At 68.7% G+C, this 24143-nt stretch carries 26 protein-coding genes; 10 read left to right on the top strand and 16 right to left on the bottom strand.

The window, feature by feature from the left end; translation table 11 throughout:
* Entirely contained in the window at nucleotides 1–255 is a 255-nt protein-coding gene (locus tag K5L49_RS15815; RefSeq protein ID WP_223694211.1) for a hypothetical protein, read from the top strand.
* A gap of 15 nt (nucleotides 256–270) precedes the next feature.
* The gene (locus K5L49_RS15810; RefSeq protein ID WP_223694209.1) at nucleotides 271–1281 is read left to right on the top strand and encodes a LacI family DNA-binding transcriptional regulator; all 1011 of its coding nucleotides are present in this window, start codon (nucleotides 271–273) and stop codon (nucleotides 1279–1281) included.
* A 34-nt stretch (nucleotides 1282–1315) separates the two neighbouring features.
* Here the strand turns inward: K5L49_RS15810 and K5L49_RS15805 are convergent, their stop codons facing one another.
* From K5L49_RS15805 to K5L49_RS15765, 9 genes are all read right to left on the bottom strand, one after another.
* Nucleotides 1316–2554 (bottom strand): MFS transporter, encoded by a 1239-nt coding sequence (locus tag K5L49_RS15805; RefSeq protein ID WP_223694207.1) that lies wholly within the window; start codon nucleotides 2552–2554, stop codon nucleotides 1316–1318.
* Between the two features lie 91 nt (nucleotides 2555–2645).
* Nucleotides 2646–3119: a MarR family winged helix-turn-helix transcriptional regulator gene (locus tag K5L49_RS15800; protein ID WP_223694205.1), complete on the bottom strand. Its 474-nt coding sequence runs from the start codon at nucleotides 3117–3119 to the stop codon at nucleotides 2646–2648.
* 31 nt (nucleotides 3120–3150) lie between these two features.
* The gene (locus tag K5L49_RS15795) at nucleotides 3151–3795 is read right to left on the bottom strand and encodes a class I SAM-dependent DNA methyltransferase (RefSeq protein WP_223694203.1); all 645 of its coding nucleotides are present in this window, start codon (nucleotides 3793–3795) and stop codon (nucleotides 3151–3153) included.
* Between the two features lie 83 nt (nucleotides 3796–3878).
* Nucleotides 3879–4022, bottom strand: a complete 144-nt coding sequence (locus tag K5L49_RS15790) for a hypothetical protein (protein ID WP_223694201.1) — start codon at nucleotides 4020–4022, stop codon at nucleotides 3879–3881.
* A 288-nt stretch (nucleotides 4023–4310) separates the two neighbouring features.
* Entirely contained in the window at nucleotides 4311–4697 is a 387-nt protein-coding gene (gene rplL / locus K5L49_RS15785; RefSeq protein ID WP_223694199.1) for a 50S ribosomal protein L7/L12, read from the bottom strand.
* Nucleotides 4698–4756: 59 nt separating this feature from the next.
* Complete coding sequence (gene rplJ, locus K5L49_RS15780) at nucleotides 4757–5272, bottom strand: 50S ribosomal protein L10 (protein WP_223694198.1); 516 nt, start codon at nucleotides 5270–5272, stop codon at nucleotides 4757–4759.
* 276 nt (nucleotides 5273–5548) lie between these two features.
* The gene (locus K5L49_RS15775) at nucleotides 5549–6334 is read right to left on the bottom strand and encodes an alpha/beta fold hydrolase (RefSeq protein ID WP_223694196.1); all 786 of its coding nucleotides are present in this window, start codon (nucleotides 6332–6334) and stop codon (nucleotides 5549–5551) included.
* Nucleotides 6331–7962, bottom strand: a complete 1632-nt coding sequence (locus K5L49_RS15770) for a sensor histidine kinase (RefSeq protein ID WP_263299405.1) — start codon at nucleotides 7960–7962, stop codon at nucleotides 6331–6333. Before K5L49_RS15770 ends, K5L49_RS15775 begins: the two co-directional genes overlap by 4 nt.
* Before the next feature lie 41 nt (nucleotides 7963–8003).
* On the bottom strand, nucleotides 8004–8759 hold the full coding sequence (locus K5L49_RS15765) for a response regulator transcription factor (protein ID WP_223695317.1): 756 nt from the start codon (nucleotides 8757–8759) through the stop codon (nucleotides 8004–8006).
* Nucleotides 8760–8967: 208 nt separating this feature from the next.
* Between K5L49_RS15765 and K5L49_RS15760 the strand changes: the two genes are divergently transcribed.
* Both K5L49_RS15760 and K5L49_RS15755 read left to right on the top strand, forming a co-directional pair.
* Nucleotides 8968–10524 carry an ABC transporter permease gene (locus tag K5L49_RS15760; RefSeq protein ID WP_223694192.1) on the top strand — a complete coding sequence of 519 codons (1557 nt, stop codon included), beginning with the start codon at nucleotides 8968–8970 and terminating at the stop codon, nucleotides 10522–10524.
* A gap of 25 nt (nucleotides 10525–10549) precedes the next feature.
* Nucleotides 10550–11221 (top strand): ABC transporter ATP-binding protein, encoded by a 672-nt coding sequence (locus tag K5L49_RS15755; protein ID WP_223694191.1) that lies wholly within the window; start codon nucleotides 10550–10552, stop codon nucleotides 11219–11221.
* A 98-nt stretch (nucleotides 11222–11319) separates the two neighbouring features.
* Here the strand turns inward: K5L49_RS15755 and K5L49_RS15750 are convergent, their stop codons facing one another.
* The 5 genes from K5L49_RS15750 to K5L49_RS15730 are packed head-to-tail and all read right to left on the bottom strand — an operon-like array spanning nucleotide 11320 to nucleotide 16081.
* A complete protein-coding gene (locus K5L49_RS15750) occupies nucleotides 11320–11937 on the bottom strand; it encodes a pentapeptide repeat-containing protein (RefSeq protein ID WP_223694189.1) in 618 nt (205 codons plus the stop codon).
* A gap of 42 nt (nucleotides 11938–11979) precedes the next feature.
* Complete coding sequence (locus K5L49_RS15745; RefSeq protein WP_223694187.1) at nucleotides 11980–13023, bottom strand: sugar phosphate isomerase/epimerase family protein; 1044 nt, start codon at nucleotides 13021–13023, stop codon at nucleotides 11980–11982.
* Nucleotides 13020–14219, bottom strand: a complete 1200-nt coding sequence (locus K5L49_RS15740; RefSeq protein ID WP_223695316.1) for a Gfo/Idh/MocA family protein — start codon at nucleotides 14217–14219, stop codon at nucleotides 13020–13022. The genes K5L49_RS15745 and K5L49_RS15740 overlap by 4 nt, the downstream gene beginning before the upstream one ends.
* 12 nt (nucleotides 14220–14231) lie before the next feature.
* Nucleotides 14232–15341: a Gfo/Idh/MocA family protein gene (locus K5L49_RS15735; RefSeq protein ID WP_223694186.1), complete on the bottom strand. Its 1110-nt coding sequence runs from the start codon at nucleotides 15339–15341 to the stop codon at nucleotides 14232–14234.
* Nucleotides 15338–16081, bottom strand: coding sequence for a sugar phosphate isomerase/epimerase family protein (locus tag K5L49_RS15730; protein WP_223694184.1), 744 nt, complete (start codon nucleotides 16079–16081; stop codon nucleotides 15338–15340). The genes K5L49_RS15735 and K5L49_RS15730 overlap by 4 nt, the downstream gene beginning before the upstream one ends.
* A gap of 142 nt (nucleotides 16082–16223) precedes the next feature.
* Here K5L49_RS15730 and K5L49_RS15725 point away from each other — a divergent pair, with 142 nt between their 5' ends.
* The 5 genes from K5L49_RS15725 (at nucleotide 16224) to K5L49_RS15705 (ending at nucleotide 21434) form a co-directional block, all read left to right on the top strand.
* Entirely contained in the window at nucleotides 16224–17435 is a 1212-nt protein-coding gene (locus tag K5L49_RS15725; RefSeq protein ID WP_223694183.1) for an ROK family transcriptional regulator, read from the top strand.
* 108 nt (nucleotides 17436–17543) lie between these two features.
* On the top strand, nucleotides 17544–18701 hold the full coding sequence (locus K5L49_RS15720) for a Gfo/Idh/MocA family protein (protein WP_223694181.1): 1158 nt from the start codon (nucleotides 17544–17546) through the stop codon (nucleotides 18699–18701).
* 3 nt (nucleotides 18702–18704) lie between these two features.
* Nucleotides 18705–19436: a ThuA domain-containing protein gene (locus K5L49_RS15715; protein WP_223694179.1), complete on the top strand. Its 732-nt coding sequence runs from the start codon at nucleotides 18705–18707 to the stop codon at nucleotides 19434–19436.
* 263 nt (nucleotides 19437–19699) lie between these two features.
* The gene (locus K5L49_RS15710) at nucleotides 19700–20758 is read left to right on the top strand and encodes a Gfo/Idh/MocA family protein (RefSeq protein WP_223694178.1); all 1059 of its coding nucleotides are present in this window, start codon (nucleotides 19700–19702) and stop codon (nucleotides 20756–20758) included.
* Between the two features lie 19 nt (nucleotides 20759–20777).
* Nucleotides 20778–21434: a YqaJ viral recombinase family protein gene (locus K5L49_RS15705; protein ID WP_223694176.1), complete on the top strand. Its 657-nt coding sequence runs from the start codon at nucleotides 20778–20780 to the stop codon at nucleotides 21432–21434.
* Nucleotides 21435–21499: 65 nt separating this feature from the next.
* Here K5L49_RS15705 and K5L49_RS15700 read toward each other — a convergent pair whose 3' ends face one another.
* Nucleotides 21500–22237 (bottom strand): DUF998 domain-containing protein, encoded by a 738-nt coding sequence (locus K5L49_RS15700; protein ID WP_223694174.1) that lies wholly within the window; start codon nucleotides 22235–22237, stop codon nucleotides 21500–21502.
* A 229-nt stretch (nucleotides 22238–22466) separates the two neighbouring features.
* Between K5L49_RS15700 and K5L49_RS15695 the strand changes: the two genes are divergently transcribed.
* Nucleotides 22467–23435, top strand: coding sequence for an NADP-dependent oxidoreductase (locus K5L49_RS15695; protein ID WP_223694173.1), 969 nt, complete (start codon nucleotides 22467–22469; stop codon nucleotides 23433–23435).
* A gap of 27 nt (nucleotides 23436–23462) precedes the next feature.
* On the opposite strand, the gene K5L49_RS15690 is transcribed toward K5L49_RS15695, so the two are convergent.
* Complete coding sequence (locus tag K5L49_RS15690) at nucleotides 23463–23999, bottom strand: GNAT family N-acetyltransferase (protein WP_223694172.1); 537 nt, start codon at nucleotides 23997–23999, stop codon at nucleotides 23463–23465.
* Between the last annotated feature and the right edge of the window lie 144 nt (nucleotides 24000–24143).

The following is a 24143-nucleotide window of genomic DNA, read 5'->3' as shown; positions in this document are numbered from 1 at the left end:
ATGCGCTGGAACGATCCGCTGGAACTGGTCGACGTCGGCATCGGCATCGTCGGATTCTTCGCGTTCGCGTTCCTGATCGTTACGATCGTGAGCGAGCTCACCGGCGCCGATGCCCTCGGCTGGGCGCTGACCCTGTTGGCGCTGGTTCTCGTCCTCGTCCTCCTCTGGCAGGCGCGACGTCACATCGTGGCGTCGCGCAGGCCGGTCGAGGAACCGGACGAACACCTCACCCACCTGCCGACCCAGAGCTCCTGAACCGGGAGCACACACATGGCAGGGATCGACGAGGTCGCGCGCGCGACGGGCGTCTCGACGGCGACGGTCTCGCGGGCTCTGCGGGGGCTGCCGAACGTCTCCGACAAAACCCGCGCCGCCGTTCGCCGAGCGGCAGACGAGCTGGGATACGTGGCGTCGTCGAGCGCTTCCGGGCTCGCAAGCGGGCGCACCCTGGCCATGGGGGTGGTCGTCCCATCGGTGAGCCGCTGGTTCTACACCTCGGTCCTGGAGGGCGTCGACGCCGAGCTGCGGGCCGCGAGCTACGACATGATCCTGTTCAACCTGGGCGGTCACCGCGGTGACCGTGAGCGAGTCTTCCACCGATCCATCCTGCGCAAGCGAACGGATGCGCTGCTCGCTCTCTGCCTCGACTTCACCGCCGATGAGCGCCACCAGCTCGCCTCGCTCGGCCACCCGACCATCGTGGTCGGCGGCCCCGTGAAGGGTCTGCGCAGCGTCGGCATCGACGAGAAGCACACGGCCAGAACGGCAACGGAACACCTCATCGCGCTCGGGCACCGCGACATCGCCCACCTCGGTGGGGAGGACGAGGAGGGGTTGAACCGGCAGGTTCCGGTCGGGCGCTTGCACGGCTTTCAGCAGGCGATGCGCTCCGCCGAACTCTCGGTGCGCAGCGAATGGGTTCTCCCGGGCGGATTCTCTTTGCCCGAGAGCCGCGCGTCGATGAACGCGCTGCTCGATCGGCCGGGACCGCATCCCACCGCCGTCTTCGCCGGCTCGGACGAGATGGCGATCGGGGCCATCCTCGCAGCGCACGACCACGGGCTCTCTGTGCCGGGAGACCTCTCGGTGATCGGCATCGACAACCACGACTTCGCCGAGTCGTTCGGGCTGACGACGATCGCACAGAGCCCGTTCGACCAGGGCGCGGTTGCAGCCCGCATCCTGCTCGACGAGCTCGCCGGCGCCGAACCCCGCACCCGCTCTGTGCGCTCCCCCACCGCACTCATCGTTCGCGCCTCCACCGCACCCCCGGCCCCCTAACCGTCGACCCCCGAACGCACCGGCGGACGAGGGGTCAGCTGGCGTCGGCGAGGGTCAGCGCTTCAGCCTCTTCGAGTGAGGACTCTTCGACGCCGTCGACACGCTTGAGGTACTTGTGACCGATGATCACGAGGGCGACGGCGACCAGCACCGAGATCCCCCCGGCGAAGAACGGAGTGGCCGGCGAGATCGTGTCGGCAAGCAGGGTGGCCGCCGGCGGGGCGATCGCGCCGCCGAGGAAGCGCACACCCGAATACGCACTGGATGCGACGGATCGGGGCAGATCGGTGGCCTCCATCACACACTCGGTCAGCACGGTGTTGAGAATGCCGAGCAGCAGACCGCCGACGATGACGCAGACGATCAGACCGACCAGCGAACCGATCAGGAGCCCCGCCACACCGAGGTCGATCGCGAGGAGCGGCATCACGATCCACAGAACGCGCGTGCGCGGCAGCCGGCGCGTGAGCAGAGGTGCGCCCCAGACGGAGGTGACGGCGAGCGAGACACCCCAGCCGAAGAAGATGAAGCCGAGACCGATAGCCGAGTCGACGCCGAGCGGCACGAGGGCGAACGGCGTGTAGGCGAGCAGCACGAAGAAGCCGATGTTGTAGAACAGGGCGGCCGCGGCCAGGAATCCGAGCGCCGGCTTCGCGAGGGCCTTGAATGGCGCGCCGATCGAGGTCGGCGTCGGCTTCTCTGGGTTCTTCTTGAGCAGCAGCACGATCGCGATGAAGCCGATCGCCATCAGCACGGCAGTGCCGAAGAACGGTCCGCGCCAGCTCCAGCTGCCGAGCAGGCCGCCGAGCAGCGGGCCGATGGCGATGCCGAGGCCGAGGGCCGCTTCGTAGAGGATGATGGCCGACGACGTTCCCCCCGAGGCGGCGCCGACGATGGTGGCGAGCGCGGTGGATATGAAGAGCGCGTTTCCGAGGCCCCAGCCCGCCCGGAACCCGATGATCGCCTCGACGCTCGGCGAGAGACCCGCGGCGAGCGCGAACACCACGATGAGCGCGAGCCCGATCAGCAGCGTTTTCTTCGCGCCGATACGGCTGGAGATCCAGCTGGTGAAGAACATGGCCGCGCCCGTGATGAGCAGATAGCTCGTGAAGAGCATCTCGGTCTCGGTCGGGGTGGCTTTCAGGCTGGCGGCGATCGCGGGCAGAATCGGGTCGACGAGCCCGATGCCCATGAAGGCGATGACGGACGCGAAGGCGACCGCCCAGACGGCGGTCGGCTGTTTGAGGATGCTGGTGGGTTTGTCGTGAGACATTGCTGTGTCGGGGCTCCGTGGTCGAGGGTGGTGCGGGGATCGTGGGGACGGTGTGCGGGGCGCCGACGGTTTCGCCACGGCGCCGCGACCGCTACGACCCGGTCGTCATGAGTGCAGCCGAGGCCGCGGTGGACAGGTCGACGCGTGAACCGATGATGCGCACCGTGCTGCGCATCGCGGCGATCTCGTCTTCGGTGAGGTCGGCGAACATCGGCACGAGGGCGGCGGTCAGCTGGTCGCGCCAGTCCTGCAGCGCGGCCGCGCCTTTCGGTGTGAGGTCGATCTGCCAGGCGCGGGCGTCGTCGGTGTCGGCGATCCGCTTGACCCATTCGGATTCGACGAGGTTGCGCACGAGTTTCGTCATCGTCGGCTGGGAGACCCGGCTCTGCGCGGCGAGCTCGCCCAGGCGCATGGCGCCGGCCGTCTGCAGCACACTGAGGGTTCGCCAGACGGCAGGGGATTCGGTGCTGCCGGTGACGCGGGCGGCGAGCCGGGTCAGGCGGTGGCTGGCGACGACGAGGTCGCCGAGAGTTTCGTGGAGATCGTGGAGATCCGGTTGAGGCATGCCTCTATTATATATAGCTCACCTATATACTTCAACTCCGTGCGGCGAGCACGTAGGCCTGCTGAACCTTCTCGGGTCCCTCCGGCTCCCGCACCAGCCGGGCCTGCTCCCGAAACCCGGCCCCCTCCAGCAGCTCCCGGATGCGCTCCGGCCGTTGCCGACGCGTCTCCAGGTCGAGCTCGTGACCGTAGGCCCGACGAAGCCGCACCACACCGTCGCCCACCTGGAAGGCGAGCAGAAGCCACCCACCTGGCCGCAGCACCCGCGCGAACTCGGCGAACAGCACCGGCTGCCTCTCAGCCGGCGTGTGGATGATCGAGTACCAGGCCAGCGCTCCCCCGAGCGACGCATCCGGAAGGTCGAGTTCAGCCATCGCGCCCACCTCGAAGCGAATCCCGGGATGCTGCTGACGCGCGACCTCGATCATGCCCGGTGACAGATCGACGCCGAACACATCGAGCCCGAGCGCCGCGAGATGCCCGGTGATCCGCCCCGGCCCGCACCCCAGATCAGCCACCGGCGCGCTCCCGGTGGCGAGAACACGCTCGGCGAACACCCCGAGCATCGCCCGGTCGAACTCGTTGCGGTCGAGGTCATCCCGCAAGAGTTCGGCGTAGTCGACGGCGACAGTGTCGTAGGCGGTGCGGGTGGCGGTGACATCGAGCGGCTCTGACATGGAGCCGAGTGTACGGAGGGCCGCCGACAGGTAGCGAAAAGCCCCCGGCCGTACCAGGGCCGGGGGCTGTCGAGGGATGGAAGCTACCGCAGCCAGGTGCCGGTCGGGCTCTGACTGCGGTGCAGATCCGGCGGATGCGCGTCGCGCGCGCCAGACCTGTCGGAGAGCATGGCGTCAGCGAGCTGGCGCCAGAACGCAGCGAAGCTGCGCCACCGGGTGGTGTTCATCGTGGTTCTTTCGCGTTGTGCGTCGTTGCACACTGCCCGCACGGGCGCGCAGGCAGGCATGATCGGACGTGGGATGGACGCACGCCGATGGGCGTGCGGTGCCGAGCATCCCTGGTGACGTTCTGCCGGTTAACGACAGAGGGCGTCGCCCCGTTGCGGGGGCGACGCCCTCACAACACGGATACTCGGTGAGGAGTCCGCGTCGTGACACGTCAGGCCGCTCGCGCCCCGGAGGGCACGAGACGAGCGCCGATCACACCTGCAGAAAGAGCCCCGATGGGGCACTGACTACTTGAGGGTGATGGTGGCGCCAGCCTCTTCGAGCTGAGCCTTCGCCTTGTCGGCGGTCTCCTTGTTGGCGCCTTCGAGGACGGTGCTCGGGGCACCGTCGACGAGAGCCTTCGCCTCACCGAGGCCGAGGCTGGTGAGGGCGCGCACCTCCTTGATGACCTGGATCTTCTTCTCGCCGGCCGCCTCGAGGACGACGTCGAAGGAGTCCTTCTCCTCGACCTCTTCCGCGGGGGCGGCAGCGCCGGCACCGGCCGCAGCAACGGCGACGGGGGCGGCGGCGGTGACCTCGAAGGTCTCCTCGAACTTCTTCACGAACTCGCTCAGTTCGATGAGCGTGAGCTCCTTGAACGCGTCGAGCAGCTCGTCAGTCGTGAGCTTTGCCATGATTTTCTCCTTAGTGTTTTCGTGTACTCAACCGCTTGTGGTTCATCCCGGGGGATGGACTACGCAGCGGACTCCTGCTTCTCACGCAGCGCGTCGACCGTGCGAACGGCCTGCGACAGCGGTGCGTTGAACAGATATGCGGCTCCGAACAGCGAGGCCTTGAAGGCGCCGGCCAGCTTGGCCAGCAGAACTTCACGAGACTCGAGGTCGGCGAGCTTGCCTACCTCTGCTGCGGTCAGCGGGTTACCGTCGAAGTAACCACCCTTGACCACCAGGAGAGGGTTTGCCTTGGTGAAGTCGCGCAGTGCCTTCGCGACGGCGACAGGGTCGCCGTGCACGAACGCGATCGCGGACGGCCCGACAAGCTCCTCGTCAAACGACGAAATGCCTGCCTTGTTGGCCGCGATCTTGGTCAGCGTGTTCTTCACCACGGCGTACGTCGCGTGCTCACTGATCGATTTGCGCAGCTCTTTGAGCTGAGCGACAGTGAGACCGCGGTACTCGGTCAGCAGAACGGCGGTCGAGGTCTTGAAGAGATCTTCAAGCTCGGCTACCGCGGCTTCCTTGTTCGCCATGGCCACTCCTCTAATTTTGCGTCGCACACCGCGGAGGCGATGTGCGCCTCGACCGCTGGGCATGAAAAAAGCTCCGGCGCAGTGGCACGGAGCTTGTCGACGCGAGCGTGGCCCGCAAAACTTGCTTCATACACCTGCGCGGGCCCCCACCTGAGTGGATCTTCGATCGGCTGCTTGCGCATCCGACGACCTGCGGTCTTTGGCTTCGGACAGGATACGGGATGCGCGGCCGCCGAAGCAAATCCGCGCATCCCGTCACCGGCTCCCGGCCGCCGCTCAGCCGGTCTGAGCGCGGAGGAAGCCGGCGATGTCGCCGGCGAAATGGGGGTGCAGCGGAACGCCGCCGTGCGGGCGGCCCGGGTAGACGATGTGCGTGGCGCGCGGCAGCCGCCGGGCGGTCTCGCGACCGACCTCGGGCGGGTAGAACACGTCGCGGCCGCCCGAGAGGATGAGCGTGGGGGCGGTCACGCGGTGCAGCCCGTCCAACACGTCGTAGGCGTCCTCCGCCCGCACAAGGGCGATCAGACTCTCGGGGTCGTCGGGTTGCGGGACGATCCGCCCGAACAGGCGGACGAGCGGGTCGAGGAGCCGGGAGTTGAGAGTGCCGCTCGCGAGTTCGGCGTAGGCCCGCCGGTCGTTCGCGGCGAGCAGGGAGACGTACCGCCGCTGCAGGATTCTGCCGCGCGTGCCGAGACGGGCCGCGCCGGCCGCGATCACGAGCGTCTTCACGAGGTCGGGCTGATCCACCGCCAGTTGGAGGGCGACGCTGGCGCCGGTCGACAGCCCCATGACCGCCACCGGGCGCCCGAAGCGTTCCCGGATGAGCCGCCCGTACACCGCCGCGATCTCCGACATGTCGAAGTCCAGCGGCAGGAACGCGGGGCGCCCGACAGCGTGGACGCGGTGCGTCCGTGACGGACCGCGCACGATGAACCGTTCGGCCACCCGATCGATGCCGCGCGGGTTGTCGATCTCGGCCGGCAGCGCCCGGATGAAGAGCAGCGGCTCGGCATCGGCGTCGCCGTAGTACGCGGTGGCAAGGATGCCCGGGGTCGCGCTCATCCGGCGGCGGTTCCCGACGGCTCGACCGGCCCGGTCGGCTCGGCGAGGTCGTCAGCGTCGGCCGCGACGTCGTCACGGGCCGCAGGCACGGCTGGCGCTCGACCCCCCGGCGCCGTCGGCGCACCCGCCAACGGAAGCGAGAGCGTGAACACGGTGTCCCCGGGCTCGCTGCGCACGGAGACCTCGCCGCCGTGCGCGGCGACGACCGCCTGAACGATCGCCAGGCCGAGTCCGGTGCTCCCCGTGGCCCGGTTGCGCGAGCTGTCGCCGCGGGCGAAACGCTCGAACAGGGTCGGCTGCAGGCCCTCCGGGATGCCCGGGCCGTCGTCCGAGACGGTCACGATCGCGCGGCCCGCGGCGTCGTCCACGGCGAGCGCGGCCGTCACCTTGGTTCCTTCCGGCGTGTGCACACGGGCGTTCGCCAGTAGGTTCACGACGACCTGGTGGAGCCGGGGAGCGTCGCCGACGACCTCCACGGGCTCCTCGGGCAACAGGATCGACCAGCGGTGTTCCGGGCCGGCCGCGTGCGCGTCGCTCAGCGCATCCACCAGCAGCATCGACAGGTCAACCGGGTCGCGGTCGAGCTCGCGACCCTCGTCGAGCCGGGCGAGCAGGAGCAGGTCTTCGACGAGCGAGGTCATCCTCGTCGCCTCCGATTCGATGCGGTCCAGCGAATGGGTCACGTCTCCCGGCAGGTCGTACGGCGAGCGCCGGGTGAGCTCGGCATAGCCGCGGATCGAGGCGAGCGGCGTGCGGAGCTCGTGGCTGGCGTCGGCGACGAACTGCCGCACCTTCTGTTCGCTGGCCTGGCGGGCCGTGAGCGCGGAGGCCACATGGCCGAGCATCCGGTTCAGAGCGGAACCGACCTTGCCCACCTCGGTGTTGGGGTCGGTGTCTTCCTCCGGAACGCGCACCGACAGCGCGACATCGCCGCGGTCGAGCGGCATCTCAGACACCGCCTGGGCCGTGCCCGCCACACGCTCCAGCGGTCGCATCGCGAGCCTCACGACGAAACTGGCGATGAGGAACGCGAAGATCAGACCGGCGAGCGTCACGAGAACGATCGTGAGCGTCAGCTGAGCGAGGGTCGCGTTCACGTCGTTCAGAGGCAGCCCGATGATCACGGCGTCGCCGTTATCGAGTTTCGCCGCGGCGATCCGGTATGAGCCGAGCGCCGTGCCGAGATCGACCGTGTGCGGACGCGCGTCGGCCGGGATCGTCAGCAGCGCGAGCCCATTGATCGTCACCTGGGTCGGCTGGAGGGGTTGGTTCGTCGTGGTGCTCGGTGGCCGGTCGGAGAGGACGACGGGCGGGAACAGGAGTCCCCCCTCCGCACTTCGCACGGCACCAAGGGTTCCGGTGGGCTGGCCGGGAGTCTGAACCACATCAGCGGCCGCCGGCAGGGTCGGGCCGCCCGCATTGATGCGGTTGGCCGCGTGCTCCCCCCGGGCGAGAGCGCTGGTCAGCTGGCCGTCGAGGCGCGCCATCAAGTTGCTCTGCAGCGCGAGAACGCTCACCGTGCCGATCGCGGCCCCGAGCACGGCGAGCATCGCCACGACGACGAGCACGACCCGGCTGCGGAGAGTCCAGGCACGGAACGGGCGGATTCGGGCCAGCCGGCCGCGCATCCGCCGGGGTGGAATCGGGGTGCCCGACGCCGGGGCAGTCGTCACGTCGCCGCCTTGACCATGTAGCCGGCACCGCGCACGGTGTGGATCATCGGTGTGCGACCGGAGTCGATCTTCTTGCGGAGATACGAGATGTAGAGCTCGACGACGCTGGAGGACCCGCCGAAGTCGTAGCTCCACACCCGGTCGAGGATCTGGGTCTTGCTCAGCACGCGACGCGGATTGCGCATCAGGAACCGCAGCAGTTCGAACTCGGTGGCGGTGAGCTGGATGGGGTCGCCGTCGCGGTGCACCTCGTAGCTGTCCTCGTCGAGCACCAGGTCGCCGACGATCAGTACGGGGTCGCTCTGGTCGGCGACAGCTGCGCGGGATCGGCGCAGCAGTCCTCGCAGCCGAGCCACGAGCTCCTCGAGGCTGAACGGCTTCGTCACATAGTCGTCGCCGCCGGCGGTGAGCCCGGCGATGCGGTCGTCGAGGGAGTCTTTGGCGGTGAGGAAGAGCACGGGCGCCTCATTGCCGTCGGCGCGCATCCTCGACAGCACCTGCAACCCATCGATGTCGGGGAGCATGATGTCGAGCACGACGACGTCGGGCTTGAACTCGCGGGACACGCTGAGCGCCTGCTGCCCGGTGGAGGCTGTCCTGACTTCCCAGTCCTCGTAGTGGAGGGCCATCGAGAGCAGGTCGGTGAGAGTCGACTCGTCGTCCACGACGAGCACGCGGATGGCACTGCCGTCCGCTCGGCGCAGCAGAGTGCGAGGTTGGCTGGGGGTGCCCGGTACGGCACGGGGGTTCATGGTCACCTTTCCTATTATCGCGAGCGGGCTCGACGCAAACTATGGGGAAGCTATGTGAAGTCTGTGAGCTCTCCGCCACCGTCTGTGAGGAACGGTTTCGACGATCAGCCAAAACATAGCTTCACCACAGCATGCCCAAATCCGCCGTGCATACCTTCACTCCGTTCAGCTAGAACATTCGAGGGACAAGACAGAAAACGGAAGCCACATGTTCGGGACATATCTGCGACGCGAGCTCATCAATCGCCGCAAGCAGACGATCATCATCGCCGTGGGCATGGCCCTCGCGATCGCACTCGTCATCATCGTCAACTCGGTCTCCGCCGGCGTCAAGTCGGCCCAGGCCAGCGTGCTCCAGTCGGTCTACGGTGTCGGAACCGACATCACGATCACGGAACCGGCGACGGCGCAGGGCGCCACCACCGCGCAGGGGCAGGGCGGCGGTCCGCGGTTCGACTTCGGCGCCAACTCCGGAACCGAGACCGGAAGCGGCCGCAGCGTGAACACGTCGAGGCTCGAGCCGACCCGGGGCGCGACCGTGATGGACTCCTCGACCCTGACCAAGACGGAGAAGGTCAGCAACGTCTCCGCCGCGGCCGCCGTGCTCTCCCTCACCAACACCAGCTTCAGTGGCACGCTTCCGAACTTCCAGCAGATGCGCCAGGAGCGCCAGGCCGGCGGCTCGGCCTCGCAGTCGACCGCTCCCCCGACCGGCGGCGCCGACGGCGCCGGCGGCAGCTCGTTCACCGTCAACACGTTCTCGGTGATCGGGCTCGACCCGGCAGGCAAGTCGGTCGGCCCGCTCTCCTCGGTCACGCTGTCCAGCGGCCGCACCTTCACGAAGGCCGACAACGGCACAGATGTCACGGTGCTCGATGCGAGCTACGCCAAGACCGCGAGCAAAGCGGTCGGCGACACCATCACCATCGGCGGCACCGACTTCAAGGTCATCGGCATCGTCGCGGCCACCGGCAGTGACTCGACCACGGCGGCGAATTCCTACATCCCGCTCGACGTCGCCCAGAAACTCTCCGGCCAGACGGACAAGATCAGCGCGGTCTACGTGACGGCGGCGTCCTCCAGCGACATCGGCCAGATCAAGACCGACCTCACCAAGGCGCTCCCATCGGCGACCGTGAGCACGCAGGCCGACCTGGCCTCCAGCGTCTCCGGCTCGCTCGGAACAGCCGGCCAGCTCCTCTCGAACCTGGGCACGTGGCTGTCGATCATCGTGTTGGCTGCGGCGTTCCTCATCGCCATCCTGTTCACCATCTCCGGTGTCACCCGCCGCACGCGGGAGTTCGGCACCCTCAAAGCGATCGGCTGGAGCAACCGCCGCATCGTCGGGCAGGTGGCCGGTGAGTCGGTGGTGCAGGGCCTCATCGGCGGCATCATCGGTGTCGCCGTCGGGCTCGTGGGCGTGCTCATCGTCAACATGGTCTCCCCCACCCTCTCGGGCGGTGTCAGCACCGGCGCCACCACCTTCGCCGACGCGGCCGCACGCACCGGTCGCGCCGCGACAGGCACCGGAGGCACCGGCGCTGAGGGCGGCTTCGGCGGCGGCGGCTTCGGCGGAGCCGGGGTGCAGGCAGCGGGACGCGCCGCATCCGCCACCTCCGACATCGCGCTGCACGCTCCGGTGACCTTCTGGATCATCATCATCGCCGTCGGACTCGCCGTTCTCGGCGGCCTCCTCGCCGGTGCGATCGGCGGATGGCGCGCCTCGCGTCTGCGCCCCGCCGCCGCCCTCCGCTCGGTCGCCTGACCCCCGTTTCGCAAGGAGAAACACGATGTACACCCTCACCGATGTCACCAAGACCTACACCCAGTCCAAGCGCAACGTGACCGCCCTCAACAATGTGAGCTTGGAGATCCCCGACGGCCAGCTCGTAGCGATCCAGGGGCCGACCGGCGGCGGAAAGTCCACGCTGTTGCAGATGCTCGGCGCCCTCGACCGCCCCACCTCCGGATCGGTCGTGCTCGAAAAGTCGAGCCTCTCCGGCCTCGGGGATGCGAAGCTCACCGACATCCGCGCCACCGAGATCGGTTTCGTCTTTCAAGGGTTCAACCTGATCCCCACGCTCACCGCGCAGGAGAACGTCGAGACCGCTCTCGCGCCACTGAAGGTGAGCGCCGAGGAACGCAAGCGACGGGCGGCGGAGGCTCTGGCCTCCGTCGGCCTCGCCGACCGCGGCAACCACCTGCCGTCCGAACTCTCCGGCGGCCAACAGCAGCGCGTCGCGATCGCCCGGGCCCTCGTGAAGGACCCGAATGTGTTGCTGGCCGATGAGCCGACCGGCAATCTGGATGAGGAGACCCGAGACGAGATCATGGACCTGCTCGAGGGCCTGTGGCGCGACCGCGGACTCACGCTGATCATCGTCACCCACGACACGGCCGTGGCCAAGCGCGCCCAGCGCCGACTGAACATCAAGCACGGTCAGGTGAAAGAAGTCGCCTGACCCGCCACCACCACCGACCCACCGTAGTGCCCGTTGTGGTCGCTCTCCGCTGCTGAGAGCGGCCACAAATGGCAACCGACCGAGCGTCCGCGCTCGAGTCAGCCGATCACGACGAGTCCGAGTGACTCGACGATGGTCACGGCCTGGCGTTCGTCGATGGTCGCCTGGCGCAATGTGACCGTTTGCGGGTCGAGGCCGGTGAGGTCGCTGCCTCGCAGATCCGCGTTGGTGAAGTCGGCGCCCTCGAACCAGGAGGCCGAGAGGTCGCATCCGGTGAGCGTCGAACCCTGGCACCGACTGCGGCCGAGGTCGGCCTCACGTAGTCGCACCCCCACGAACTCCGCACCCGAGAGGTCGGCACTGGATAACCCGACGAACGACCAATTGCCACCGTCGACCGTGAGCAGACTGAACTCGCACCCGTCGAAAAGGCTGCCCATCATCGTGCAGCGCCGGAAGGTGCTGTCGAAGAAGTTGCAGCGCGTGAATGTGCAATTCACGAACGCGCTGTCGGTGTGCTCGCTCACATTGAACTTCACGTTGCGGAAGATGCACTCCGTGAAGACGGCGGATGCGCTGCTCAGCTCTGTCATATCCACATCGACGAACTCGACGCGCGTGTATTCGGCAGCCTGGAGCTCTCTGCCGTACCAGTCTTCACCGCGGACGGTGCTCTCGGTCTGCGGCCCCTCGGCGCCGTTTCGTCTCTCGGGCATGGCCTCATCCAAACATGGACCGCCGACGAGCGCCGATGGCGGTCAGTCCTGGTTGCTGAAAGCGGCGTCGAACGAGGCGGTCGGCAGCTTCCACAGCAGCGATCGGATGTAGCCGACGGCTTCCTTCGCTCCGTGCAGCCGGTCCATCCCGGCGTCCTCCCACTCGATCGAGATCGGACCGGCATAGCCGATCGACTCCAGCGCGCGGAACGAATCCTCCCATGGGACATCCCCGTGGCCGGTTGAGACGAAGTCCCAGCCGCGACGCGGGTCCCCCCAGGGCAGGTGGGAGCCGAGCACGCCGGCGCGACCGTTCTTCGGGCGCAGGCGGGTGTCTTTGCAGTCCACGTGGTAGATGCGGTCTTTGAAGTCGACGATGAAGCCGACCGGGTCGATGTCCTGCCACATCATGTGGCTGGGGTCCCAGTTGAAGCCGAACGCCTCGCGATGCTCGATGGCTTCCAGCGAGCGCACACTCGACCAGTAGTCGTAGGCGATCTCGGAGGGGTGCACCTCGTGGGCGAACCGCACGCCCTCGCCGTCGAACACGTCGAGGATGGGGTTCCACCGGTCGGCGAAGTCCTGGTAGCCGGCGTCGATCACGGCGGCCGGAACCGGCGGGAACTGGGCGACATACGGCCAGATCTTCGAACCGGTGAAGCCGACCACGGTGTCCACACCGAGTTTGCGCGCCACCGTGGCGGTGAGCTTGAGTTCTTCGGCGGCCCGCTGGCGCACACCTTCCGGCTCGCCGTCGCCCCACACCTTCGAGCCGACGATCGCCTGGTGGCGGAAGTCGATCGGGTCGTCGCAGACCGCCTGGCCTTTGAGGTGGTTGGAGATCGCCCACACTTTCAGGCCGTACCGGTCGAGGATGTCGAGGCGGCCCTGCAGGTATGCGTCGTCCTCCGCCGCACGCCACACGTCGAGGTGCTCACCGGATGCGGCGATCTCGAGACCGTCGTAGCCCCACTCGCTCGCGAGCTTCGCCACCTCTTCGAGCGTCAGGTCGGCCCACTGGCCGGTGAAGAGCGTGACCGGGTGCGTGCTCGCGAGCTCGGCGCCCGCGGTGTTCTTCTCTGTCATGGGAGCGTTCCTTCTTTCGATCCGAGGTCGTCTGTTGCGTGCGCTTCGCCCAGAGCGGGCAGGTCGATCCACGTGCCCGTCTCGGCCGCGTCGAGCACCGCATCCGTCACTCGCACGGCGCGCAGGCCGTCGGCGAAGCGGGGCAGGCCGTCGGGCCGGGCTCCGGCGACGGCGGCATAGGTGTCGGCCACGAACGCATTGAACGCGTCTTGGTAGCCCTGAGGATGCCCGGATGGCACGATGCAGAGCCGGGCGGCGTCGGCATCGAGCTGGTCGGCGTCACGCGGGATCACCATGCTCCCCTTGCGCTTGCCCACCCACAGCGTCTCTGGCTGCTCCTGGTCGAAGGCGACGCTCTCGGCGCTGCCGGCGATCTCGAGGGTGAGACGGTTCTTGCGCCCGGGTGCGACCTGCGACACGAGCAGGGTTCCGAGAGCGCCGGAGCGGGTCTCGATCACCACGGCCACCGCGTCTTCGGTGGTGATGTCGGTGTGGGATGCGCGCTCCCGGAAGAACGTGCGTTTGGTCGCCGCAACGCGCGAGACCCGATCGCCGCTCACGAACTCGACGAGGTCGACGAGGTGGGAGCCGATGTCGGCGAACGCGCGGGAACGGCCGCCCTGAGCGGAGTCGACGCGCCAATTGTCGTCGTCGACGCCGAGGAGCCAATCTTGCAGGTACGAGGCGTTGATGCTGAGTACCTGACCGGCCTCACCCGAACGGAAGCGCGCGCGGGCTTCGCGCACCATCGGGTGGAACCGGTAGACGAACGGCACGGTCGCCGTGAGCGAGCCGACGGATGCGACGAGCTGTTCGCCGGCGGCGACGGTCGTCGTCAGAGGCTTCTCGCACACCACATGCTTGCCGGCGGCGAGCACCGCCGCCGCCTGCTCCGCGTGCAGCGCGTTCGGGGTGCAGACGTGCACCACGTCGACCGTGTCGTCGGCGAGGAGCTGCTCAAGCGAGGCGTAGCCCTTCTGGAAGCCCAGGGTCTCCGCCACCCGTTCCGACTTCTCGGGCGAGGATGAGACGACGCCCACCAGCTCGGCGCGGGCAGCGCGGGCGGCCCGCGAGTGCACCTCGGCCATGAACCCTCCGCCGACGATCGCTATTCTCGGTCGCGCGGGCGCCTGCGTCGATCCGTGCCCTGCCTCATCCCCCGCCACTGCGCTCACAGTCGTCCTCTCACTCGTCATCGACACCGGCGGCTACTCGCCGAGGGTGCTCGCCTTCGGGTCCCAGTCCTCCGGCAGTGCCGGAGCGACGGTCACAGTGCTCTCCACCACGACCGGCTGTCCGGATGCGCCGGCTTCGATGATCGACACCATCACGTCGAGCACGTGGTACGCCTGCTCGCCGGAGGCCCGCTCCGGCTGCCCGGCGCGGATCGCTCGGGCCAGCTCGACGACGCCGGTTCCGCGGCTGCTCGTCGAACCGGTTGCGGGGATGGTCTCGTCACCGTCGGCGCCGTGCACCAACAGGTCGCCCACGAACGTGTTGGGGTCGGGGACGGTCAGAGTCCCTTTCACCCCGGCGACCTCGAATTGGGTGCGGCTGAGTTGCGAGTCGAAACTGAAGATGCTCTGCGCCGTCTGCCCGCTCTCGAACTCGATGAGGGCGCCGACGTGCGTGGGAACAGTGACGGCGAATTCTTCACCGGCACGGGGACCGGAACCGATCACACGGGTCTCGCGGGATTTGGATGCGACAGCGCTGACCCGGGCCACCGGGCCGAACAGCTGCACCAGCGCGGTGAGGTAGTAGGGCCCGATGTCGAACAGGGGCCCGGCGCCCTCCTGGAACAGGAAGTCGGGGTTGGGGTGCCACGACTCGGGGCCCGGGCTCTGCATCAGAGTGAGCGCCGTGAGCGGGGCGCCGATCGTGCCGTTCTCGATCAGACGCCGGGCCGACTGAATGCCGGCGCCGAGGAACGTGTCGGGCGCGGTGGCGACCCGCAAGCCGTGCTCGTGGGCCGCCGCGAGCAGCTGACGGCCGCTCGCCCGGTCGAGCGCGAAGGGTTTCTCGCTCCAGACGTGCTTGCCGGCGGCGAGCGCCTGCAGCGCAACCTCGACGTGAACCCGGGGAAGGGTGAGGTTGACGACGATCTCGATACCGTCGTCGGCGAGCAGCTGCTCGACCGACCCGTGCCCGGCGACGCCGAACGCCTCCGCCTGCGCCTGGGCACGCGCCTGATCGAGGTCGGCGATGAAGCGCACCTCGACATCCGGGAAGACGGTGAGGTTCTTCAGATACTCGGTGCTGATGACACCGGCGCCGATGACGCCGACGCCGACGCGCCCGGTGCGGTCCGTGCTCATGCGAGACCCTTGTCGGTGAGGAAGGTGAAGCTGTCGGCGATGGCCTGGAAGCGGTCGCCGCGGGAGTCGTCGAGCTCGATGACGCGCAGCGCGTGCGGCGCGGCCGCGATGATGGCTTCGACCGGCAGCGAGCCCTGGCCGACGGCGACCTGGTCCTTGGTCTCGGAGGTGCCGGGGCCGTCTTTGATGTGCAGCGCGACGACGCGGTCGCCGAGCCGCTTCAGCAGGGCGACGGGGTCTTGGCCGCCGACCGTGACCCAGTAGGTGTCGACCTCGAGGACGACCGCATCCGAGAGCGTGCTCGCGAGGTACTCCAGCGCGGTGACGCCGTCGATGATGCTCTCGATCTCGTGGGCATGGTTGTGGTACCCGACGCGTACGCCGTACTGGGCGGCGACCTCGGCCGCCTCGTTGAGCGCCGCGGCGATCTCGTCGACGCTTTCGGCCGTCTGCCACCGTGATGGTTCGGTGTACGGGTCGATCACGGTCTGGATCCCGAGCGCTTTGGCGGCCTCGAAGACGGGGGCCGGGTCGGCCCCGATGAAGCTCTGGTGGGTGGTCGGCGCTGTGAGGCCGGCCTCGGCGAGACCGCGGCGCAGCTCGTCACCGAACGACAGGAAGGCGAACGGCTCGACCTGGGTGAACCCCAGATCGGCGATGCGCTTGAGGGTGCCGACCGTGTCTTCGGTCAGAAGTTCACGAACGGTGTAGAGCTGCACGGACAGGTTGGACTTCGACACGGTTCTCCTCGTCGAGTGATTCTTGGATCGCGCGGTGGAGCGCTCTCACCATTCAAGCAGACTTCTGTCGATTGTCAATCAAAAGGTCACTTCATGAAAACAGCCTTTGGATCGTCGAGCAACCCTGTGCTTCAATGTCCTCATGACCGACAGCGCGCGCGAGCCGTCGCTCGTCGCCCCGGATGCGGCCCCCCTGCTCTCGATCCTGCGCGACGGCGTTCCCCGCACGCGCGCCCAGCTTGCGGAGCTCACCGGGCTCGCCCGGTCCACCATCGCCGTGCGCATCGACAGCCTCACCGCCACCGGGCTCGTCGCCCCGGCCGGCGACGACGTCTCCACCGGCGGCCGACCGCCCGCCCGCATCGCCTTCAACCCCAGCTCGCGCGTGGTGATCGCGATCGACCTGGGGGCGACGCACGGGGTGGTTGCGATCGCGGACCTCGCCGCGAACATCCTGCACAGTGAGTCGCGCCGCATCCTCATCGCCGACGGTCCAGAGGCCGTACTCGACTGGGCCCTCAGTACGGCGCGCGCACTGTTCGCAGAATCGAAACGGCCCATCGGCGACCTCATCGGCGTCGGCGTGGGCGTTCCCGGCCCCGTGGAGCACTCCACCGGAACGCCCGTCAACCCACCGATCATGCCCGGCTGGGACCGCTTCGACATCCCCGCCCAGGTGCGCAGAACCTTCGACGTTCCGGTGCTCGTCGACAACGATGTGAACCTCCTCGCGCTCGGCGAGCACGCCACGAGCTGGCCCGACCAATCCGACCTGCTCTTCGTGAAGGTGGCGACCGGAATCGGCGCCGGCATCATCAACGGTGGGCGGCTGCAGCGCGGCGCGCAGGGCTCCGCCGGCGATCTCGGCCACGTTCGTGTTCCGTTCGGCACCGACACCCCGAGCCACGGAGCACAAGATGCCGACCTCGAGGCTCTGGCCAGCGGGCCCGCCATCGCCAGAACATTGACCGCGATCGGCATCCCCGCCACCACCAGTGACGACGTCGTGACCCTCGCCCGCACCGGCAACCCTGCGGTGCTGCAGGCCATCCGCCAGGCCGGGCGCGACCTCGGCGAAGTCGTCGCCACCTGCGTGAATCTGCTCAACCCCTCCGTCGTGGTGGTGGGCGGCAGCCTCTCGCGCGTGGGCGAACAGCTCCTGGCAGGCGTGCGCGAGGTCGTCTACCAGCGCTCCACTCCGCTCGCGACGCAATACCTCACGATCACGCAGTCGCAGGCCGGCGAGAACGGCGGCGTCCTCGGCGCGGCGATCATGGTCATCCAGCACGCACTCGACCCCGACTCCGACTCCGACCTCCACGTCGCGGGACCGCCCGGTCCACTCGCACGCTGACCCGTCCGCCGGCACCCCACCCTGAGAGCGTCGCATCAATCGAATCGTTTCGATCGCTCCCCCTCGTCCCACTTCGTCCACCGCTCCAACCGAACCGAAAGGACCGGCATGACCAACACACCCCTCCCGACAGACCCCGGCCCCGCAGCGACCGGAACCATCCGAGCCGGTGTCATCGGCCTCGGCTGGGCCGGACAGCAGCACATGCAAGCCTACGCCGAGCTGCCCGGCGTCGACCTCGTCGCGATCGCCGGAATGGAAGACGAGCCCCGCGCCGCCATCGGTGACAAGTACGGGGTCACCCGCCGCTACCGCGATTGGAAAGACCTCGTCGCCGATGGTGACGTCGACGTGGTCAGCGTCGCCGTGCCCACCTTCCTGCACGCCCCGATCGCGGTCGGCGCCCTGCAGGCCGGCATCCACGTGCTCAGCGAGAAGCCGATCGCGCGCAGCGCCACCGAGGCCCAGGCGATGGTGGATGCCGCGCACGAGAGCGGGCGCGTCCTGGAGGTCGCCTTCAACCACCGCCGCCGCGGTGACATCGAGGCCCTCAAGGCCGCCATCGACGCCGGCACCATCGGCCGGCCCTACCACGGCCGCGCCACCTGGCTGCGTCGGTCAGGCATCCCCGCGCTCGGAAGCTGGTTCACCAACCGCGAGATGGCCGGCGGCGGCCCCCTCATCGACATCGGCGTGCACGTGCTCGACTACGCCCTGCACCTGTTCGGCGAACCCCGCGTGACCGCCGTCTCGGCCGTCACTCACTCCGAGCTCGGGGTGCGGGGCCGAGGCGGGGCGGCGTCCGGCGGCGACGTCAAGCAGCAGGTCGGCTCCGCGTACGAAGTCGAAGACCTGGCGAGCCTGCTCCTGCGCCTGGAAGGCGGCGGCTCCCTGGTGCTCGAGACGAGCTGGGCCAGCTACCGACCCGCCGGAGACGAATTCGGCATCACCATCTACGGAACCGAGGGCGGCGCCGAGCTGCGCGTGGTCGACAACGCCGCCGTGGGCGAGCTGACGCTCTTCACCGGCGACAACGAGAACACCTCGGACATCACCGTCGAGGCCGACCCCGGTCGCGGCCACACGGCGGTCGTCGAGACGTTCCTCGACCACGTGGCCGACACGGCCAATTGGGAACACTACGACGGGTCGATCGCGCTCGAGCGCGCCCGCATCATCGACGCGGCCTACGAGTCGGCCGCCCACGGAGCCGAGGTCGTCCTCGCCCCCGGAACCACCCCAGAACCGACCCGGAAAGAAGCCTGAACCATGAGCGCACTGCGCGTCACCGTCTGGAACGAGGGGGTCCACGAGACCACCCAGCCCGCCATCGCGGCCGTCTACCCCGCCGGAATCCACGGTGCCATCGCCGACGGTCTCGGCGAGCTGCTCGGTGCGGATGCGCGCATCCGCACCGCCACCCTCGCCGACCCCGACCACGGGCTCACCGAGGAGGTGCTCGCCGACACGGATGTGCTGCTGTGGTGGGGACACATCGCCCACGACCAGGTCTCCGACGCGGTCGTCGAGCGGGTGCGACAGCACGTGCTGGGAGGCATGGGCCTCATCGTGTTGCACTCCGGCCACTTCTCGAAGATCTTCATCCGACTGCTGGGCACGACCTGCTCGCTCCGCTGGCGCAACCCGGAGGGCGGCGAACGCGAGCTCGTCTGGAACGTCGCCCCGACGCATCCCATCGCCGAGGGTGTCGAGCAGCCGATCGTCATCGAGGCGCAAGAGATGTACGGCGAGTTCTTCGACATCCCGACTCCGGATGACCTGGTGTTCATCAGCTCGTTCACCGGCGGCGAGGTGTTCCGTTCGGGTGTCACGTTCACCCGGGGCCGCGGCAAGATCTTCTACTTCAGCCCCGGCGACCAGGAGTACCCGGTGTACTTCCACCCGCAGGTGCGCCGCGTGCTCGCCAACGGGGTGCGCTGGGCTGCTCCCGTAACCGGCGCGCGCACCGTTCCGGAGGTCTCGAACCCGCAGCCCGCATAGCCGCGGAACGGATGGGCGTGAGCACGGGTGCGCACGAGCACGGGTGGGCGTGCGGGTCGGCGGAAGGCCAGACCCGCACACCCGGTGTCGCTCGGGTGGCGCCATTGGGACGCGTGGAACGATGCGGGGGACCACCACGCGCCCCGCCTAGTGCTTTCATGCTCTAGGTTCTTTAACCCTATGAGCGGCCCTTCAGGAGGTCAAGCGAAAGCGGCCCGATCCCATTGTTTTGCACGCATTTGCGCCTACGGCAGACTGAGACGATGACCCGCGCCTTCGACACCCTGCCCGACCCGCGCCATCCCGACCCCGAAGACGCGCCCGCGCTGCGCTGGGGCGTGCTCGCCCCGGGTGCGATCGCCGCGGACTTCACTGATGCGCTGCACAAGCACTCAGGTCAACGGGTCGTCGCTGCCGGCTCCCGCTCACTCGAACGGGCCACGGCCTTCGCGGCCGCCCACGGCGTCGAACGCGCATACGGCTCCTACGACCAACTCGTGGCCGACCCCGATGTCGACGTCGTATACGTCGCTTCCCCGCACACCCAGCACGCCGAATTGGCGTTGCTGGCCATCGCCGCCGGAAAGCACGTGCTCGTCGAGAAGCCCCTCGCAGCGAACGCCGCGGAGGCCCGGCTCATCGCCGACGCCGCCCGCGCTGCCGGGGTGTTCGCGATGGAGGCCATGTGGACGCGCTACCTCCCGCAAACCGACATCGTGCGGCAGCTGCTCGACGACGGCGCGTTCGGCGAACTACGGGTGGTCACCGCCGACTTCGGGGGGTCCGCGCCCTACGACCCGACAAGCCGCCTCTTCGACCCGGCGCTCGCCGGCGGCGCCCTCCTCGACCTCGGCGTCTACGTGGTCTCGTGGGCCTCCTTCGCCCTCGGGTCGCCGGCGAGCGTTCTGGCCACCGGCAGCCTGGCGCCGAGCGGCGTCGACGAGCAGGCGGCCCTCATCCTCTCCACCACCACCGGAGCCCAAGCCCTGCTGAGCACCGGGCTGAAGGCGGCGACCCCCTCGCTGGCAACGATCAACGGCTGGGCCGGACGTGTCGAGACCGACAGCCCGTTCTGGTCGGCCAGCGGTCTGCGCTTCTTCCGCGCCGACGGCGCACAGGCGGCCTACTGGATCGACCCCTACCAGCGCCCCGGGCGTGAAGGGATGGTCTACGAGGCCGCCGCGCTCGCACGCTTCGTGATGGCTGGACTCACCGACTCGCCGCTGCACCCGCTCGACGAGGCGATCGGCACACTGGCCACCATCGACGAGGCCCGCCGCCAGCTCGGCGCGGTGGGCGTGGGGTACGGCAGCACCCTCTGAGGCGCGGCAGAATGGGAGCATGCCCGATGCCCGTTTGCTCCCCCTCGTGGAACCGGCATCGCACCCGCTTGAGACGCTCCCCCGCCCGGAACCCGACCATCTGAGCCGCGTCGTCGCCCACTCAAGCGACCGCGTGGCCTGGCTGCGCGCCCGCAGCCGCGGAATCACGGCCACCGACGTGGCGAAGCTCTCCACGCCACGCTCGGTGCAGAGCGCCGCCTACGACAAACTCCACGGAACCGGCTTCAGCGGCAATGTCTACACGCAGCACGGGCGCCAACGCGAACCGGAGATCGCCGCGTGGGTCGCGGCGACCCACGGCATCCACCCGAGCGACGCTCTGTTCCATGCCGCACGCGACCGGCGGCACCTCGCGACACCCGACGGCCTCGGGATGCGCATCAACGGCCGTCTGGAGCTCGCCGAGATCAAGACCACGAACAAAGAGTTTCGCAGCATCCCGCGCAACTACCTGCGGCAGATCTGGTGGCAACAGTACGTCCTCGGCGCCGAGCGCACCCTGTTCGTGTGGGAGCAGCATATCGACTTCATTCCGATGCACGACGAGCCTCAGTGCCGGTGGGTCGACCGCGACGACGCGGAGATCGCCAAACTGCTCGGCCTCGCCGCCGACCTGATCGGCGTGCTGCAGCGCAGCACCGCACCGCCGGCCTGAGCGGGCTTGAGCCGGCCTGAGCAGGCTTGAGCCGGCCTGAGCAGCCCCGAGCTGGCCGTTCCGGCTCAGCCCGAGACGGAACGGGACGGGCCGACACCCGGTGGGATGCGCACGAGCGTCAGACCATACACGGCGAGCCAGGCGATCGCCACCGTCGTGCCGCTGAGCTCCAGCCACGCCCCGACATCCGTCGCCACATGCACGAGCGCGAGGAGCCCGCCCGCGATCGTGATCGCGGCCACCGCGAAGCAGCACACGAGCGAGAACCGGGCGACCCTGGGCAGCGCGGCGGCGAAAGCGACCTGCAGCATGGCGTAGCAAGCGGCGGCGAAACCGAGCACGGCGCTCACGGTGTGCACCAGATCCTGCGCGGTCGACCGCGGATCGATGATCGGCACCGGACAGTACGCGGTGCAGGTCACCTGGGAGGCCAGAACGAAGCAGAGCCCCGCGAACCCGAGCGTCAGGGCGGGCGCCCAGCGACCGAGCACCGGAGCGGCCGAACGGATATGCCCGCTGGCCAGCGCGATCGCCAACCCGCCCGCCGCGATGCACAGCAGCGCAACGGCGAACGGAGTCGCGGTCGGCGCGCCGCGCGCCCCGAGCTCACTGACGTACACGGGATAGGGAACCGTGAGCCGCGCGGCCCAGATGATCGTGAGGCCGCCCAGCACCGCCACCGTGCCGATCGCCAGCAGTGCCGGAACAGCACGCTGCCAACCGCGAGCGAGCACCGGGGCAGCGAACGGCTGCCGCACGATGCGCAGCAGTCGGGGCGCGCCGGGATCACGCGGTCGGGTCACCGGCACTCCTCACATCGATTCGGGTCGCGGCCTCGACGAACGGGAGCCGCTGCAGCATCCTAACCAGGCCCGGCTTGGAAACGACCCTGGGGTATCGGAAACGGAATGTTCACAAGCGGTGATGCCGGCGTAACACCGGCGAATCATTGACGGGATTGACTGAGACGCGAAGCCGGCACGGCCCGAACCGCGGCGAGCTCCGAACGAGGCAACCGACGAGGGGACCGAAATGCAGAAGACGATGCGGGCCGCGGTTCTCGAACACGCCGGGGACGCCGACGCCTTCCGGCTCGCCGAGGTCGCGACGCCCGATCGCGTCAACGCCGAATTCCTGGTGAAGGTCGTCGCGGCCGGGGTCAACCCGATCGACGCGAAGACCCGGGTCGGTCGAGGCGTCTTCGGCGCCATCCCCCGCTTTCCGAGCGTGCTCGGCCACGATTTCAGCGGGGTCGTCGTCGAGTCGCCGTACCGGTCGCATCCGATCAAACCGGGCGACGAAGTGTTCGGCATGGTCATGGTGCCGCGGTACAGCGGCAGCTACGCGGAATACGTGTCGGTGCCGAGCCTCAGCGTGGTTCGCAAGCCGAGCACCCTCTCTCACATCGAGGCGGCCGGTGCGCCGCTGGCCGCGCTCACGGCGTGGGGCATGGTCGTCGAGGTCGCGAAAGCGCACGAGGGGCAGCGAATGCTCATCCACGCGGGCAGCGGCGGCGTCGGCCATTTCGCGGTGCAGTTCGCGTCATACTTCGGCGCCCACGTGATCGCGACGGCGTCGACCTCCCGCCTCCCGTGGCTGCGCTCCCTGGGTGCTGCCGAAGTCGTCGACTACACAACGACGCGATTCGAACGGGCCGTGCGCGACGTGGACGTGGTCATCGACCTGATCGGCAATGTGCACGACGACACCGGTTCGCGTTCCCTCTCGGTGCTGCGCCCGGGCGGCCTGATCATCAACGCGCCCACCGGCAGTTGGTCGACGTTCGAAGCCGACGCGGCCGCTGCCGGAATGCGGCACACCGACTTCACGGTCTCCCCCGACGGAACCGCCCTCGCCGTGATCGCCCGGCTCCTCGAGTCGGCGAATGTGCGCGTTCACGTCGACCAGATCTTCGCCCTGGAACAGGTCGCGGCGGCGCACCGCGCCCTCGAGACGGGGCACACCCGCGGCAAGATCGTGCTCAAAGTCGCCGAAGGGTGACCGATTGCCGCGCCTCACCGGCGCGGCCTATCGCGGCAGCGGACGCTCCATCACCCAGTCGTCCTCCAGGCGGCCGCCCACGAGAAATTGCTTCGTACCCACCCGCTCGAAACCGTGCTTTGCGTAGAACCGTTTCGCCCGCTCGTTCTCCTCGTTGACGCCGAGCCAAATGCCCTGCGCGCCGCTCGCCGCTGCCGCATCCAGGCTCGCCGCCATGAGACCGGCGGCGACACCGGCGCCGTGGTGCCCGGCCAGCACGTAGCATTTGCTGAGCTCGCTGGTCGGTCGGATGCGGATGGCGGCGCGCACATCGCCGTCCTCAGGCTCACCCAGATTCACCATGGTGTACCCGACCGCCTCGCCCTCACTTTCGGCGAGCACCAGAACGCGACCGGGGTCGGCCAGATAGTCGGCGAAACGATCCTCGGAGAGCACTGTGGCGATGAAGTGCGCCTTGGCTTCCTCCGTGGTGTGCGGCGGGCAGGCGAGCGCGAAGGTCGCGGCGGCCACCCCGGCGAGAGCGGGGGCGTCGGCCGGAACGGCGGTGCGAATGGTCTCGATCACCCCTTCACTGTACCGAGCGGAACCGACGCCGACGGATCGTCGTACCGCGAGCTGCGACAGAACCGTCTACCCCCTCTTGTGGTGGCAGAACTCAGAGGTCTACTCTCGCGAATGGTGCGCGCCGCGCACCGACTCACAGTCGAG

The organism is Leifsonia poae, assembly GCF_020009625.1.
Classification (GTDB): Bacteria; Actinomycetota; Actinomycetes; order Actinomycetales; family Microbacteriaceae; genus Leifsonia; species Leifsonia poae_A.
Note: the sequence above shows the minus strand (reverse complement) of the source record. Positions and strands in the feature narration are given on the sequence as shown.

Excerpts from the sequence above, each read along its gene's own strand:
- K5L49_RS15760 (WP_223694192.1), top strand. The coding sequence starts at position 8,968 with ATGTTCGGGACATATCTGCGACGCGAGCTCATCAATCGCCGCAAGCAG.
- K5L49_RS15705 (WP_223694176.1), top strand. The coding sequence starts at position 20,778 with ATGCCCGATGCCCGTTTGCTCCCCCTCGTGGAACCGGCATCGCACCCG.
- K5L49_RS15740 (WP_223695316.1), bottom strand. The coding sequence starts at position 14,219 with ATGACGAGTGAGAGGACGACTGTGAGCGCAGTGGCGGGGGATGAGGCA.
- K5L49_RS15750 (WP_223694189.1), bottom strand. The coding sequence starts at position 11,937 with ATGCCCGAGAGACGAAACGGCGCCGAGGGGCCGCAGACCGAGAGCACC.
- K5L49_RS15695 (WP_223694173.1), top strand. The coding sequence starts at position 22,467 with ATGCAGAAGACGATGCGGGCCGCGGTTCTCGAACACGCCGGGGACGCC.
- K5L49_RS15770 (WP_263299405.1), bottom strand. The coding sequence starts at position 7,962 with ATGCGCGGCCGGCTGGCCCGAATCCGCCCGTTCCGTGCCTGGACTCTC.
- rplL (WP_223694199.1), bottom strand. The coding sequence starts at position 4,697 with ATGGCAAAGCTCACGACTGACGAGCTGCTCGACGCGTTCAAGGAGCTC.
- K5L49_RS15810 (WP_223694209.1), top strand. The coding sequence starts at position 271 with ATGGCAGGGATCGACGAGGTCGCGCGCGCGACGGGCGTCTCGACGGCG.
- K5L49_RS15790 (WP_223694201.1), bottom strand. The coding sequence starts at position 4,022 with ATGAACACCACCCGGTGGCGCAGCTTCGCTGCGTTCTGGCGCCAGCTC.
- K5L49_RS15720 (WP_223694181.1), top strand. The coding sequence starts at position 17,544 with ATGACCAACACACCCCTCCCGACAGACCCCGGCCCCGCAGCGACCGGA.
- K5L49_RS15815 (WP_223694211.1), top strand. The coding sequence starts at position 1 with ATGCGCTGGAACGATCCGCTGGAACTGGTCGACGTCGGCATCGGCATC.
- K5L49_RS15715 (WP_223694179.1), top strand. The coding sequence starts at position 18,705 with ATGAGCGCACTGCGCGTCACCGTCTGGAACGAGGGGGTCCACGAGACC.
- K5L49_RS15735 (WP_223694186.1), bottom strand. The coding sequence starts at position 15,341 with ATGAGCACGGACCGCACCGGGCGCGTCGGCGTCGGCGTCATCGGCGCC.
- K5L49_RS15745 (WP_223694187.1), bottom strand. The coding sequence starts at position 13,023 with ATGACAGAGAAGAACACCGCGGGCGCCGAGCTCGCGAGCACGCACCCG.
- K5L49_RS15795 (WP_223694203.1), bottom strand. The coding sequence starts at position 3,795 with ATGTCAGAGCCGCTCGATGTCACCGCCACCCGCACCGCCTACGACACT.
- K5L49_RS15775 (WP_223694196.1), bottom strand. The coding sequence starts at position 6,334 with ATGAGCGCGACCCCGGGCATCCTTGCCACCGCGTACTACGGCGACGCC.
- K5L49_RS15765 (WP_223695317.1), bottom strand. The coding sequence starts at position 8,759 with ATGAACCCCCGTGCCGTACCGGGCACCCCCAGCCAACCTCGCACTCTG.
- K5L49_RS15755 (WP_223694191.1), top strand. The coding sequence starts at position 10,550 with ATGTACACCCTCACCGATGTCACCAAGACCTACACCCAGTCCAAGCGC.
- K5L49_RS15805 (WP_223694207.1), bottom strand. The coding sequence starts at position 2,554 with ATGTCTCACGACAAACCCACCAGCATCCTCAAACAGCCGACCGCCGTC.
- K5L49_RS15800 (WP_223694205.1), bottom strand. The coding sequence starts at position 3,119 with ATGCCTCAACCGGATCTCCACGATCTCCACGAAACTCTCGGCGACCTC.
- K5L49_RS15710 (WP_223694178.1), top strand. The coding sequence starts at position 19,700 with ATGACCCGCGCCTTCGACACCCTGCCCGACCCGCGCCATCCCGACCCC.
- K5L49_RS15725 (WP_223694183.1), top strand. The coding sequence starts at position 16,224 with ATGACCGACAGCGCGCGCGAGCCGTCGCTCGTCGCCCCGGATGCGGCC.
- rplJ (WP_223694198.1), bottom strand. The coding sequence starts at position 5,272 with ATGGCGAACAAGGAAGCCGCGGTAGCCGAGCTTGAAGATCTCTTCAAG.